Origin of the sequence: Mangrovibacterium lignilyticum, assembly GCF_010882175.1 — a bacterium.
GTDB classification, from domain to species: Bacteria; Bacteroidota; Bacteroidia; order Bacteroidales; family Prolixibacteraceae; genus Mangrovibacterium; species Mangrovibacterium lignilyticum.
Genome location: NZ_WKLH01000002.1, coordinates 74,203 through 88,135, shown reverse-complemented (window position 1 = coordinate 88,135; position 13,933 = coordinate 74,203). Strand labels below are relative to the sequence as shown.

10 protein-coding genes are annotated in these 13,933 nt (G+C 41.6%); 1 reads left to right on the top strand and 9 read right to left on the bottom strand.

What is annotated here, in order from left to right; genetic code table 11:
- Nucleotides 1–14: 14 nt before the first annotated feature.
- The 4 genes from GJV22_RS07835 to GJV22_RS07820 all read right to left on the bottom strand — a co-directional run bounded on the left by GJV22_RS07835 (nt 15) and on the right by GJV22_RS07820 (nt 5,846).
- Nucleotides 15–3,314: a TonB-dependent receptor gene (locus GJV22_RS07835; RefSeq protein ID WP_205461791.1), complete on the bottom strand. Its 3,300-nt coding sequence runs from the start codon at nt 3,312–3,314 to the stop codon at nt 15–17.
- 237 nt (nt 3,315–3,551) lie between these two features.
- A complete protein-coding gene (locus tag GJV22_RS07830; RefSeq protein WP_163711301.1) occupies nt 3,552–4,526 on the bottom strand; it encodes a FecR family protein in 975 nt (324 codons plus the stop codon).
- A gap of 58 nt (nt 4,527–4,584) precedes the next feature.
- On the bottom strand, nt 4,585–5,172 hold the full coding sequence (locus GJV22_RS07825; RefSeq protein ID WP_163711299.1) for an RNA polymerase sigma-70 factor: 588 nt from the start codon (nt 5,170–5,172) through the stop codon (nt 4,585–4,587).
- Between the two features lie 272 nt (nt 5,173–5,444).
- Complete coding sequence (locus tag GJV22_RS07820; RefSeq protein WP_163711296.1) at nt 5,445–5,846, bottom strand: hypothetical protein; 402 nt, start codon at nt 5,844–5,846, stop codon at nt 5,445–5,447.
- Nucleotides 5,847–6,204: 358 nt separating this feature from the next.
- Here GJV22_RS07820 and GJV22_RS07815 point away from each other — a divergent pair, with 358 nt between their 5' ends.
- The gene (locus GJV22_RS07815; RefSeq protein ID WP_163711293.1) at nt 6,205–7,806 is read left to right on the top strand and encodes a diflavin oxidoreductase; all 1,602 of its coding nucleotides are present in this window, start codon (nt 6,205–6,207) and stop codon (nt 7,804–7,806) included.
- Nucleotides 7,807–8,462: 656 nt separating this feature from the next.
- Here the strand turns inward: GJV22_RS07815 and GJV22_RS07810 are convergent.
- From GJV22_RS07810 to GJV22_RS07790, 5 genes are all read right to left on the bottom strand, one after another.
- Nucleotides 8,463–8,867 carry a hypothetical protein gene (locus GJV22_RS07810; RefSeq protein ID WP_163711289.1) on the bottom strand — a complete coding sequence of 135 codons (405 nt, stop codon included), beginning with the start codon at nt 8,865–8,867 and terminating at the stop codon, nt 8,463–8,465.
- Between the two features lie 140 nt (nt 8,868–9,007).
- Entirely contained in the window at nt 9,008–9,211 is a 204-nt protein-coding gene (locus GJV22_RS22390) for a sigma factor-like helix-turn-helix DNA-binding protein (protein ID WP_163714814.1), read from the bottom strand.
- A gap of 6 nt (nt 9,212–9,217) precedes the next feature.
- Nucleotides 9,218–9,532: a sigma factor gene (locus tag GJV22_RS22385; RefSeq protein ID WP_163711286.1), complete on the bottom strand. Its 315-nt coding sequence runs from the start codon at nt 9,530–9,532 to the stop codon at nt 9,218–9,220.
- A 136-nt stretch (nt 9,533–9,668) separates the two neighbouring features.
- Nucleotides 9,669–11,621 carry a glycoside hydrolase family 97 protein gene (locus GJV22_RS07795; RefSeq protein ID WP_205461790.1) on the bottom strand — a complete coding sequence of 651 codons (1,953 nt, stop codon included), beginning with the start codon at nt 11,619–11,621 and terminating at the stop codon, nt 9,669–9,671.
- Nucleotides 11,622–13,922, bottom strand: a complete 2,301-nt coding sequence (locus GJV22_RS07790) for a heparinase II/III domain-containing protein (RefSeq protein ID WP_205461789.1) — start codon at nt 13,920–13,922, stop codon at nt 11,622–11,624.
- Nucleotides 13,923–13,933 lie beyond the last annotated feature (11 nt).

Sequence of the window (13,933 nt, the reverse complement as noted above, 5' to 3'; positions counted from 1 at the left end):
GAGTCGATTTAGATTTACAGGTTTACATTCAATCCAAAAGTGACAGTTCTTGGCACCGGATAAGTCGTGTAGTCATTACCGGAGAATAGTCCTCCACCTGAAGATACTTCAGGATTGTTTCCGGGATACTTGGTAAACACAAAAGCTTGTTGAACGCTTCCGTAAATACGCACACCTTTAAAGTATTTTGTGTTGCGAATTGGAACCTGATATCCCAAAGTGATGTTCTTCACGGTTAAGTAATTGGCTTTGTAAAGGAATTTAGAGCTCATCCAGTCGCGTTCATAGCCGGTAGTTCCCGAGATAACTTTACCATAGATACCATCTCCCGGATCTTCCGGAGAACGCCATCTGCGATCAACAGCTTTAAGCACGTTAAATGCTCCATCAAGGTTTGTTGAAAAACGTTCAATATGGTTGAAGATTTTATGACCATAGGCTCCCTGCATTACAACGGACAGGTCGAAGTTTTTATAGTAGAAGGTGTTGGTAATACCGTAAACACCTTTTGGCGCAGAACTACCCAAGACTGTTTTATCACGGTCGTCATTATAAACCCAGCCATCGTCATCCTGATCGGCAAATTTCACCGTACCAATCTGAGCACCATCGCGACCAACAGCATCGATTTCGTCCTGGGTATAATACAGTCCTTCCCATTCCAGCGCATAAAGTTGTCCAAGTGGTTTGCCAACTTCGGTAATCGTATTGTCGCCGTAAATAGCTGCATTTGAAGTACCAAGTTCAAGTGCTTTATTGCGATTAAATGCAATGTTGAAATCAGTATTCCACTTGAATTTACCTTCGAGATTTTTAGTACTTAAGGTAAACTCGTGTCCCCAAAACTTCAATTTACCAATGTTGGTTGTAAAATTGTAAAATCCGGAAGAAATAGGAATGTCAACACTGTACAACAAATCATCTGTAATGCGATGATAATAATCGTATGAGAAATAGATCCGATTATTATACAATCCAAAGTCAAGGCCAAAGTCAGTTTCAGTTGTATTCTCCCAACCTAACTCGGTATTGTTTAATCCGGCGAGACTTTTCCCGCTGATTAGTGCGCTATTTACCGGATTATTGGTGGCCACCATACTTGCATACTGCGTGTAGTTACCAATGTTGTTATTACCGGTAACCCCCCAGCTTGCGCGCACCTTCAGAAAAGATACCTGGGGAAGAGATCCCATAAAGTTCTCATCGGAAACAACCCAGCCCACAGATCCGGAAGGGAATCCTCCCCAGCGATTGTCGGAACCGAATTTTGAAGAACCATCGCGACGATAAGCCAGCGTAAGCAAATAGCGCTGCTTGTAATTGTACGTCAAACGGCTAATGATCGAATTCAATGACCAATCCTGAATGTCGGTACTTCCGGTGATCGTTTTGGCTGCATTCAGCGTTTGAATATTATTATCAGGGAAACCAGTTCCGGTCATCGAACCACTTTCTCCATGCGCACTTTGAGCCGAATAACCAGCCAAAAGCTCGAAGTTATGATCTTTGATGCTCTTTTTGTAGGTCAAGATATTCTCCCACAACCAAGAGTATCCGAAAGAATTTCCGTGCGTTGCATAAATACGGGAAGCATCAGCCTCATTACCCGGATTGAAAATACTACCTGCTGTAGATGGGTTGAAAAAATCGGACACACTGCTTCCCAGGTCAACCCCTGCAGACGACTTGAACTTCAACCCATGAATAGGTTCGTACTCAACAAATGCCGTAGCCAAAAGCCCCATATTTTTTGAAGTATTTTTCACAACCCGAACCTGGTTGTACCAGTTTGGACCAGGAGAAGAACCGTAGTCATTTCCCCATTCTCCGGCATTTACAGGAATCGTTCCATCTTCATTGATGTAGGGCGCTAACGGTGATGTTAGCAATGCCGACTGTACAATACTTGGTGAATTATACCAGATACCATCACTTTGCGGCGTTTTGTTCGCTGTAACTGTGTTTGATGCGTTTACACCAACTTTCAGTTTGTCGTTAAACTGGTATTCAGAATTTACACGAAGCGAAAAACGTTTGTAATTCGAATTCAACAAAATACCATCCTGACTGAAGAATCCAGCCACTGCCGATGATTTGAATTTATCTTTACTGGCGCTGTAATTAACCGAATAGTTCTGAATCATGGCCGTTCTTGTAACTGCATCCAACCAATCGGTACCTTCGCCATATTGTTCCGGATTTTGAAACATTTCCGGCACTCCCCAGCCATTTTCTTCCTGAATCTCCTTTTTGAATTGCGCGAACTCGCGTGCATTCATCATTTCAGGCTTCAAACTCTCAGGGATATACTGAAGTCCACCATAAGCACTTACAGTCAAACTTGATTTTCCGAATTTGGCTTGTTTGGTGGTGATCATCACCACTCCGTTCGCTGCACGTGAACCATATAGAGCTGTCGATGACGCATCTTTCAATACAGTAATGTTTTCAATTTCATCGGGGTTAATGTTTGAAATATCTCCTGTAATTGGAAATCCATCAACAACATATAACGGGTCACTACCTGCCGAAATTGAAGCTTGTCCACGAATACGAATAGACATTCCCTGTCCGGGAATACCGGTTGTTTGATTGATTTGCACACCAGCCAATTTACCTTGCAGCTTTTGAGTTAACTGCGCTGTCGGGATATTTTCAAAATCTTCGCTGCTTACATTCTGGATGGCTCCGGTCAGGTTTCGCTTTGATTGCGTTCCGTAACCAATGGCAACAACTTCCTCAATACCAACAGCATCTTCACGCATCACAACATCAATCGCCGAAGACTCGTTAACTGCATATTCCTGAACTCCCATACCAATAAACGAAAACAAGAGCACATCAGCTGGTTTTAGATCTCCCAGTGTGTAATTTCCATCCATGTCGGTAATGGTTCCTTTGGTCGTTCCTTTTACCACAACAGTAACTCCGGGTAAGGGATTTCCGTCTGAATCAGTTACCTGACCCTTCACACTTTTGGTTTGGTTGGATTCGTTTTTTACCGGATTCTGCGATTTTGTAGATATGATAATATGACGATCAATAATTTTATAGTTCACCTGATCTTCGCCAAAAATCAAATCAAGAATTTCTTCCACCGACTTGTTTTCCACATTGATATCCAAGGTTTTGTAGACATCAATCTGGCTGGCATTATACATGAACGAATAATCCGTATTTTCTTCAATTTGCTTTAGAATATCCTTGATCGCGGTATTCTGAACTCTTATATCGAGCTTCGACTGCTGGCTATAAACCGAGCCATAACTACCAGTCAAGCCAACGATACAAATTAGGATTAAGACTATTTTCATCTTCAAAATAAGATTTCTTCGGGCAGTCAAAATTGAGCAATAGCTACCCGAACTACAGTTTTTTTTCATAGTTTTGTAATGATTACCAGTCTCAAAAGGAAATACAGGCTATGTGGTGTAATTTGTCTTTCCTCAGACTGTGTTAATAAAAATTTGTTTTAGAAAGGTTTGTCGGAATGGCAAACCTTTTTTGTTTAGTTAAATTAGATTCGGCATTTACTATTTCATAGGCAGATTTTATTTATTCGACAGCGTCACAAGTTCTCCGTCAATATTATATTTTATTGGTTTTAACACACTTAACATTTCAATAACTTCGTGTAGTGATTCTGTTTTCACTTTAAAGGTAAACAGTTCGCCATCAAGCAACTCCGGGGAAGCCTTAATTTGCACACCGTACCATCTTTCGAGGTACAGAATAATTTCCTGCAAGGGCAATTCTTCGATGATCATCTCATTTCGGGTCCAGGCCGAAACTAAATCGATATCTACTTCAGATACATTCACTTTGTCTTTAGCGGCATCGTATTTGGCCAGCTGTCCGGGAACTAATCTTAAAACTTCGCTATTATTTTTCTCCAGTGCAACGCTACCATGTTTCAGCCCCACTTCAATCAATGCATCAGTATCATAGGCTTTCACATTAAACGAGGTTCCGTAAACTTTGACATCGAGATCTCCCGCATGAACAACAAACCGGTGGTGTTTATCTTTGGTAACATCAAAATAGGCTTCTCCTTTCAACTCTACCTCCCGGTCAGCCTTACTGAAATCACTGCTGTACCGTAATTGTGAATTTCCATTCAATTGCACAACCGAACTATCGGGTAGCATGACTTTTGTTTTTTGTCCTGCCAGAGAAATAACTTCGGTGTACCTTGGTTGATTAAAAGCATCTTTAAATTCGGCACCGGACCAAACACACAGTGCAGCAACCAATACTGCGGCTGCAATTTGTGCAACGCGACGATACAAATTGAATTTGGGCTTCGGCTGTTTAATGCGCCCCTTGATTTTAGACCAGGCTAAATCTTTATTGGGAGTATAACGCTCCGGGAATTTCCCGGTCAATTTCCAGATTAGCGAAAGATCGTCAAATGTTTTTTTGTTTGCTTCTGATTCTTCAACCCACGTTTTGGCTTCACCGGAATACTCCTTTCCTCCCGATGCGATATGCTGCATGATTATTGAAAGTGGTATTTTATTTTCCATGGAGATGAGATGTTTTTACTACTATAGCACACAAGTTAATCACATCCCCCAAACAAGCTCAAAAAAAAGTTGAAATAATATACAAGAGAAGGATCTTATCGTGGTACGGCGCAAGGTATTCTTTGATTTTCCGAAAGGCAATTGTCATCTGATTTTCAACAGTTTTAACGGAAACGCCAAGCTTTTCAGCAATCTCCTTATTGCTCAATTCTTCATTTCTGCTAAGCTGAAAAATTTCTTTGCAGCGATCGGGTAATTGATCGATAGCCCCGGAAATCAGCATCTTCATTTCCTCATAGTCGATGATTTCTGAAGTCGAATCAGTTGAATCGGCAGAAATACCAACAACCTCTTTCTCAATACGGTTATGATTTTTGAGATCCCTAAGATGGTTTAAACTCTTATTTTTAGAGGAAGAATACAAATAAGATTTCAGCGATTTATTGTCAGCCAGACGATCCCGGTTTTCCCACAAGTCAACAAAGATATTTTGCACAATGTCCTCGGCAAGATTCTCATCGCGCACATAGGCATTTACAAAGTTGCAAAGATCGTCGTAATAGTGATCAAAGAAGTATTTAAATGCATCTTCATCTCCCGCAACCAGTTTCTTTAGAATAAACGCATCATGATTCACTTCTTTCATAAACTCAAATTTTCGCTATTCAAAAAAAGCAAAAATTGACCGAAATTTTAATAAAAATGAAATAATAATGTTGAATTTGGAAGATGAACTGCAACAATTGCACGAGTTCATACCTGACATCCTCGACGGAATAAACGAGCTTTTTTATCCCGATGATAGTTTAAACAGCAATTTCGGAGCCTTATAAACAGGTAGCTTTCGATAGGTTGATTTGGTCCTAGTCTTCCTCTTTTTTCACAGTGTTAGCAAAAGCTCCCCCTCCAAATCATCTCTCAATGAATAACAAACAAACAAACAAACAAACAAACAAACAAACTGTAATAACTAAAAGGCGGCAATGAATTAGTCAACGCGTTTAATAGCCTGGCAATATTTCCATGAGTTGGTTGTTCTAAAGAACGCATCGCAGCAAGTCTTAACGAGGGGGCTAAATTGACGAGATAATTGTCGACCGGTCCACCCAATGAATCAGGGAAGTAAGAATCAAAATTCTGCAGCGTCAAACTTCGAATATTGGGCAGGTAATGATCATTCGCCGCAATCTCTTTTAGTACGCCCGCAGCTTGGGGATCACCATCCGCAGCACATGCAAAAGCTTGAGCGTAATGAAATCGCCGCTCTTTTCCAAACCACGCTATTATATGTTTATCAAACCATTCAATTGTTTGCCTCACAGGGCACTTGTCACTGGCATTCGGCGTAACGTTTTAATCGAAAGGCCAAGCCTCGGATTCCGAAAGCTATGATTACGTCTGTAATCAACTCCCCTATAATATCGCCCTTACATATAACAATTGATACATTCTGTAACCGAACCAACATCGAACACAACACCCGACGCAGAAACACCTGCCTTACCCGGCATGTCCGGGCTTATGTGACAATGATGACCGGAAGTGTCGTAAATATTTTGTAAAGAATAATAAATGTCACCCTAAAGGCATTTTTACGCGTTTTTTGATCTCCGCCGATGAACTTGCATGCGGTTTATTAGTTTTAATGAATTGAAAACAGAAAACAAAATTGAATAAGATGTTTGCGAGCTTAAGAAAATTATTTGGAGAACGAAATACAACCATTGTTGATAGCGATCTTATAACCGTTTTGTACGGAGGTAAATCGGGGAATGCCGAATTTGTCGCTTCTCAAATGACACGCCATTTAAGTAAAGGAAAATTGAAGGTCCGTTTGAAAAATATGTCTTCCTACAAAGCGGAGAATCTATTGGATGAGAGTCGTGTGCTTTTCGTGGTTAGCACATATGGAGAGGGTGATCCGCCCCCCGCAGCTCTTCGCTTTTTTCGTCAGTTGAATGAGCTCAGTACAGTAGGACTGGCTAACTTAGAATTCGCCCTTTGTGCATTGGGTGATTCCGAATACGAACACTTTTGTCAGGCCGGGAAAGATTTGGAAAAGCGTTTGCTGCAAATGGGGGCACAAGCTATTCTGCCACGTGTCGATTGCGATGCCGCCTTCGAAAAGACTGCTGCCAGCTGGATTTCTTCTGTTTCGAAATTACTCACGGTCGATGATTCAGGAGATAGCTTCAACTTAGATGCAATTCAAAGCCACCAGTGGCATACTGCCGTTATTCGAGAAAAGCACCAGCTTAATCCAGGGTCCAAAGAGGCAGTCTGGCATTTGAACCTGGCTATTGACGAACAAACAGTGAAGTACCAAACCGGTGATTCGATTGGAATAGTGCCCCGAAACCCGGAAGAATTGATCGGGCAAATACTGGGCGTCATGCAGTTGGCACCCGACGAGCTGGTGGATAAGGAGCAAACAGCATTAAGCGATTTTTTGCAAACCAAAGCCGAGCTGACTAATTTAAGCCGTGATTTACTAAAACGATATTTGTCGCTATGTGCAGACGAAAATCTGGCCGATTTACTGAAGCACGAGCATGCCACACTCGACTATTTACACCAGCACGATTTTCTGGATCTTCTGCACGATTTTCCATGTAGACTGAATGCCGCTGACCTGCCCGGCTTGCTCGACAAGCCAAAGATTCGCTATTACAGCATTGCATCATATCAGGTAGTATCGCCTAACGAGCTACATTTGACAGTGAAGAAAGTGCAATATGAACACAAAAAACGCCGCAGACATGGTGCAGCATCAAGCTATTTAAGCCATTCACTCGAAGTCGGAATTTCTATATCGTTTTTCATCTCGCCCGACGATGATTTCCGCTTACCTGATCCTTCGGTTCCTGCAATTTTTATCGGTGCCGGAACAGGTATTGCACCTATTCGGGCATTTCTTTCGGAACGTAGCCAGCAAGCCGATAGCCGTAACTGGTTGTTCTTTGGCGAAAAGACCAGGGCTGTGGATTACCTCTACAGTGCAGAAATGGAAAGCCGGAAAGAAACTGATGAACTGGAACGTTTGAATCTTGCTTTTTCGCGCGATCAGCAGGCTAAAATTTACGTGCAGGACTTATTATTACAGGAAGCCAAAGAGGTTCAGGAATGGCTAAAAGCGGGGGCCCATATTTATGTGTGTGGCTCTCGGAAGATGGGGCAGGCAGTGAAGGAAACGTTCAACAAACTAGCGACAACACGTAATTCGGAATACACGGTGGCAAAGCTATTGGCCGAAAAGCGCTATCATGAGGATGTATATTGAGTTGTGAGTCTCTAGCGAAAATCAGCCGAAATAGGGTAATAAATTTCAACTCTGCGCCCATTGTTCTTCTGTTCACTGAGCTAAGTTATATGCAAACTCGTCCCAAAAAATCAAAGCATGAACTGGAAGTGTAACATGCTAACTGTTTTAAAAAGCCTTCAGTAACAAAGGCACATCTAAATGCTGTAACTTGCTTCTTTCGTACAGCCGTTCATATTAAGGCACAACAAAAAAAAGCGTTTGGTAAACTGAATTACCAAACGCCAAACTTAAAATCGTGCGAGAATGAAGTTCCAGCTTCTATGAAAAATTAATCGCTGTTTACTAACAGTAACCGATGTCGAAAACCTAACGAGTTCAGTCATTCTTGTAAAATTACTTTAAGCCTCGTCCCTTGCCATCCAACATATCATTCTCTTCCCTCGAAGTGAAGGATCGCCTATCTAACGGCCCCTTAATTTAATCTAAATCAAATAGATAAAAACAAAGGTCAAGATAACTCCAACAGCAGCCAATATTAATCCCCGCTTGAAATTGCTCGACCCAAAACGGAACATCCAAAAACTTTATATTGCCAAAAAGGCGAGTAAAATAGCGTATATCAAAGCAACCCAGTGAAAGGCCTCCTTACTGGCCAATTGGTGTAGGCGTGTAATTTACTGAACAAACCATGGTAATTTTGGCTGTAGGTACGGACGTACGATATTTCCACTTGACTTTTTGTAGACAACACTGTCACCGTTAAAAACAATTGTTTGTGGTGATTTTGAAACTGGGAAATAACCTTGAATTACCTTTGCATTCGAAAGTGTCTGAACCAGTTGTTCTTCGGTCAAACCATCCTTCAGTTCTACTTTTATGCTATCCTGCGGCTTAGTAAAATAGCGACAGCTTACAACACCTGTTTTGAGGTTATAGATTAACTCATTCTTATTAAAAACAACCAGGCTGTCATTCTCGCTTTCAAGAACGAACTTACGGCTCATCCCGTTTTGTAAGAGCAAAGGTTCTAACTCATGAGCTCCAAGCCCGCTTTCTACCTGGGCCAAAGGACGTTCCAATCGGACATTTATAGACAAAAACCCCTTTATCCCGGAACAACAATATAGTGCCACTGATACAATAAATCAGAGTTATACCTAAAACCAAATAGCCAATATCCCGGTGAAGGTTACGCATAATATGGCTAAGCCTCATGTCTTTAAAATCGATGATTTTCATTTGAAAAGTAATTTATAGCAATTGACATTTGATTCTCCACTGTTTTAACACTTATTTCCAATTTTTCTGCACATTGACTGTACTTTAATCCTTCGAACCAACATAGAACGACAACTGCTCGGCATCGTTTTGGTAATTCATTAATTGACTGGTTGATTAGAGTATTGATTTCAGCTTCTTCAATTAATTTTCAAAATGGAGCTACCAAGCTATTTTCGATATCACTAGAGATTTTCACATTCTTGCTCCTCTTGTCTTTACGCAGAAAATCTAAAGTCTTATTTCGGACAGCAATAAACAGAAAAGATTTGACCGAATATATTTCAGCCATTTGATTCCGTTTCGTCCAAATATTAACAAAAACACTCTGCACAACCGACTTTGATAAATCCATGTCCTCCGTATACCGATCAGCGAAAAAACACAAACTCTCGAAATACTGCTCGAATAAAAAGCTGAATTTCTCCTCATCCCAGTTACACCTTGTTTCAAATACATTCTCCATTTCATCAGATTTAGCCAATTTGACTATTTATTCCTTCATTCTCCAAATACGACACCTATGACCATCAGCCACTTTCTCTCTGCCTGAAAGATCAAATAAGCAACAACATTTGCCTTTTTCCAGTGCATATTCAAAATTATTCTTCAATAATTCGAATGGCTACACCACCACTGGCTTCCAAATCGAAAATCAATTTCCTAGAAGCGTCTACTTTTTGTGTTTTAATGCTCACATTAGTGCGATTATTCAATTTCTGATCGTCGTAATAAATCGTTGCCAGATACTTTTTTCCCGCCTCAAGAAAAGAACAAGCTATTTCAACGGTACGGGCATCATTGTTCGTAATTGCCCCTACAAACCATTCATCACCTGAGCGACGAGCAACACTGATATATTTACCTACCTCACCATTCAACACTTTGGTATCATCCCATACCGTTTTCACAGCATCGAAAAACTCAATTTCCTTTTCACCATGGTAAGAAGAAGGTTTATCGTACCAGTACAAAAACTGAATTGGACTATAATACACGACTGAAAGTGCAAGTTGATGTGCGTGAGTGGTTTTAATGCGATTATTGTAGTAACAAATCGTGTAATCACCAGCACCTGCCAGATACCGGGTAAACGGTAATGTTGTATTATGGGTCGCATCCGGCATTTCTTCATTTCCACGGATACCTTCCTGAGTCATCAGGTTCGGATAAGTGCGACTGAAACCAGTTGGACGATATTCATCGTGAATATCAACTAAAAGATGGTATTCGGCTGCCTTTTTAATGGCATTGTGTAACCAAACAGTCCAATGGTTAGAACCAATTTGCACAAAACCGAATTTAACGCCTTTGATTCCCCATTTTCGACACTGTCCAAAAACTTCATCCAATTTGTCAGTTAATGCTCGCTGATTGATATAAACAAAAATGCCAATTCCTTTGCTCGCTGCATAATTCACCAATACCCGCATATCCAGATCGCGCGTTGGTGAAACGGTCGTTGCGTCGCTAGCCACTTTCATTTCCGGGCCATACCATCCGGCATCCAAATGGACATACTCTAGATTCCGCTCTGCCGCAAAATCAACGCATTCTTTTGCTTCATTTGTTGTCAGATTCGAGCGAATCACTTTTCCAGGCTTAATCCAAGACGTATTTGTCAATTGGTTCGGCGTATTCAGATTCAGTACGAAATCATTATTTCCGAGTAACTGCCCTGGTGTTTCAGCGACCATAATTACTCTCCAGGGAGTCGAATACGGACTGATTACATCAACTTTGCTGTACATCGTCAAATCAATGGTATTTGGTTGCTCTGCATCGAGTTTGAATTTTCCACGGCTGTAATCAATCATTTGAGCTTCAAGCAAAGCTACGCTCAAACCACTTTTCAGATCCAACGTCAGTGGACGTTCACATTCGTCCGGCCAATCTTTTAAAGGCAAATAGCTGAAAGGGCCTTGTGCCCAGCCTTCGTAGTAGGCCATCGTTCCTTCTGGGAAAGTGAAACTGGTTTGTTCGCCTGCGATGTGCAAAAACAAACCATTCGAGGTTTCCGGGAAATGATAGCGGAAAGCAATGCCTTCATTATAAGCACGTGCAACAATATCCATCTGGTAGCTCCGACGTTTATCGTAACTGGTACCGGAATGACCTTCCTGGATTTCTCCAGCTTCGTCGTACTTACTAAAATGCAATGTCATTTCATTATAATGATCACGAACAACCGAGCGCTCTCCATAAACAGGATTCCAAGTTTGATCGCAACTACCACGAGAAACAGATTTCAACTCCAGGTTCTCACACCAAAACTTGCTATGATCATTTTCAACTCCCAAAGCAGACTCAAACATCTGGTTTTCAACAATAATCCCCAACTCCGACTCCAACACAACCGGCTTTCCGTCGTAGCTCACGGAAAAATACATTTGCGTTTTATCATCGCCAATTTCTTTTTGGCAGAACTGGAACTTAAGCTTTCCGTTTGGCGATTCTATCTCGTTTGTAGCAACCATTTTTTGTGATTGGGCTTGGGTATTTGTATGCACTCCCCCGGCAAAAGCCAATATCAATGCTATTATTAATTTTCTCATCTAGTCGATTCTTATTTGGGTTAATTTCAGTTTTGTATTGTAATCACCATCGACTTTCCCTCCATTCACCGAGATCGACTTTACAGAGCTCTTATTGTAGATACCCAGATAAACACCTTTTTGCCCTTGAAAAATCATTTTAGGAGACTGCCCGAAGTTTTCAATTTCAGCAGTATATTTCGACAAAGCGTGAATCAAAACTTGTCCGTCGCGACGCAGGTAGCTTCCATGAGTTATAAATAAGTCTCGGATATTATCTGCATTATTAAGATCAGCCCCAACGTTAAAAGTCAACGCCGTCAGGTAAGCATCCGTTTCCCAACCATTCATGTTAATCATACTATTGCGATGCTTGATTCGACCGTCAGCCAGCAAGTTGAAATACACCTCTGTTGTTTCACCTTTTTGAGTGATCCGAACACCCAGGTAATCGTTTCCTTGGAAGCGTTCAATTACTGGTAGATTGTCAGTGTTCTCGTTGTCCTTAAGTAGTATGGCAGTGATGAATTTAGTTCGGTCAGTCTTTTCAAAATGACTGATTGACCAATACGGGACTCTATTTTCCGGATGATGGTCTTCATATCCCAACCGCTCTTCCAATGTCATTTTTTCGGGGAAATCGTGAGGAAGTCCTCCTTCCGGAAAGGTTTCCGGATACAGCGGACGAACTAGTACTTCGGCATTATCTTGCTTCACGGATAAATCCAATCCTCTCCGTTTCGATTCACCATTATAATGCAGCAGCCATTCAAATTTTCCGGGTTCCCGGGCCAACAAATCATCAATCACCAGGATTACATTACCTATCCACAAAAAGCTTCGATAATTGCGATCCAGAAGATGGAAATACGGTCCAGTAGCGTTGGCTAACAAATATTTGAATTTATCACCATCTACCAAATTATGAATTGTCGCATGGTTCACCGAACCAAAGTATGGATCTTTGCGACTTTGTCCTTCTCCATTAAAAAGAACCACATTGTGGGCTTCGCTCTGGCAGTAATACTCTGTGTAGAGCGGGTTACTATATGACGAGTTTCCGGAATCGATAATCAAATTTTTACCCTTGTGAAATAAGATGTATGAACCGGCATCGGCATGCGAGTGATTCCAGGTTAAACCTGATTTTACCGCGAGCATAGTCGCATTGTCGTCCAACGAGTTACGTATGGTTGCCCATCCCATATCCGGATAGATAAATGAGTCGCCCAGATCGGGTTTATAGTCATCATTAAGTATGGGAAGCTCAGGGAACAGGATCAATCCATTAGGGGTTCCCAACTGCAATCCTTCTTTATCATTGCCATGCGCAACCTTATAAATGTACCAGGCATAGCGGTCTTTGTGATATCCCAGGTTCCACAACAAAACAGCACAGGCATTCCCATTTTTATGGATGTTTCCATCGCCGAAATTAACACACATCGGCGCTTCGTCTTTCGCGAAATAGGTTGTCGCTATAAAGAAATCGATCACGTTATCCAGAATCGGAATGTCGCTCTGCTGAAATTTGGGCATCACATTCTCCAATGCCAGACGGAAGATCAGATATTGGGAGACACCAAAATTCGCATAGTTGATACTCTCCCAGTATCCGCCATTCCGATCGAAGGTTGGAATCTTATTTTGAAGCAAATCACCTGAATATTTAAACCATTCGGGAGCAGTAGCCTCAATTTCTTTTACCCAATTCTGTGCCTTCGGGACTTCGTTACGGATGGCCAACGAAGTAAAACCGGCAATATATACGCAGGCACTCCACCAGTTATGCCCCATGGTATCGAAGGTGTGAATGTTTGTTTCTGCATTTAACCAGTCGTGCAATTGTGGCTGAACCCCCAAACGAGCCAAGCCCTCAGCAATTTCCATTCGCTCTGAAGCACTCAGGTAATTGTACGCACAGTCGAAGCCAATTGACAGGAAAAAAGAATTGTGCGCACCCCCCAAACCACCCTGCCAACTTGGTGTACGGCTTAACAATTCTCGTCCTTCCCAACTGTCCCGTTTCACCTGATCCAAGAGAATATTTTTGATGGCTTCTGCATACTTATCCTCCCCTGTCATCCGGTAAACTAAACCCAACGTTTGGCAATCAGCTGCACCAAAACGATCGCGTTCCAACATCTGATCCGTTGCTTCTTTCTGCTTATTCCAAGCTTCGCGTATTTCGTCATTTTTTTCAATCAGCCCCTTCAGGCGATTGATGTTCTCATCGGTATGCAACAAAAAAGCACGTTTCTGGGCAAACGCAGAAACATTTAATACACAAAAGACCAACACTACAACTATTCTTCTTTTCATTGTAAAATCTT

Bases quoted from the DNA above. Each gene is read 5' to 3' on its own strand.
- GJV22_RS07830 (WP_163711301.1), bottom strand. From the start codon at position 4,526: ATGGAAAATAAAATACCACTTTCAATAATCATGCAGCATATCGCATCG.
- GJV22_RS07790 (WP_205461789.1), bottom strand. From the start codon at position 13,922: ATGAAAAGAAGAATAGTTGTAGTGTTGGTCTTTTGTGTATTAAATGTT.
- GJV22_RS07825 (WP_163711299.1), bottom strand. From the start codon at position 5,172: ATGAAAGAAGTGAATCATGATGCGTTTATTCTAAAGAAACTGGTTGCG.
- GJV22_RS07815 (WP_163711293.1), top strand. From the start codon at position 6,205: ATGTTTGCGAGCTTAAGAAAATTATTTGGAGAACGAAATACAACCATT.
- GJV22_RS07795 (WP_205461790.1), bottom strand. From the start codon at position 11,621: ATGAGAAAATTAATAATAGCATTGATATTGGCTTTTGCCGGGGGAGTG.
- GJV22_RS22385 (WP_163711286.1), bottom strand. From the start codon at position 9,532: ATGGAGAATGTATTTGAAACAAGGTGTAACTGGGATGAGGAGAAATTC.
- GJV22_RS07835 (WP_205461791.1), bottom strand. From the start codon at position 3,314: ATGAAAATAGTCTTAATCCTAATTTGTATCGTTGGCTTGACTGGTAGT.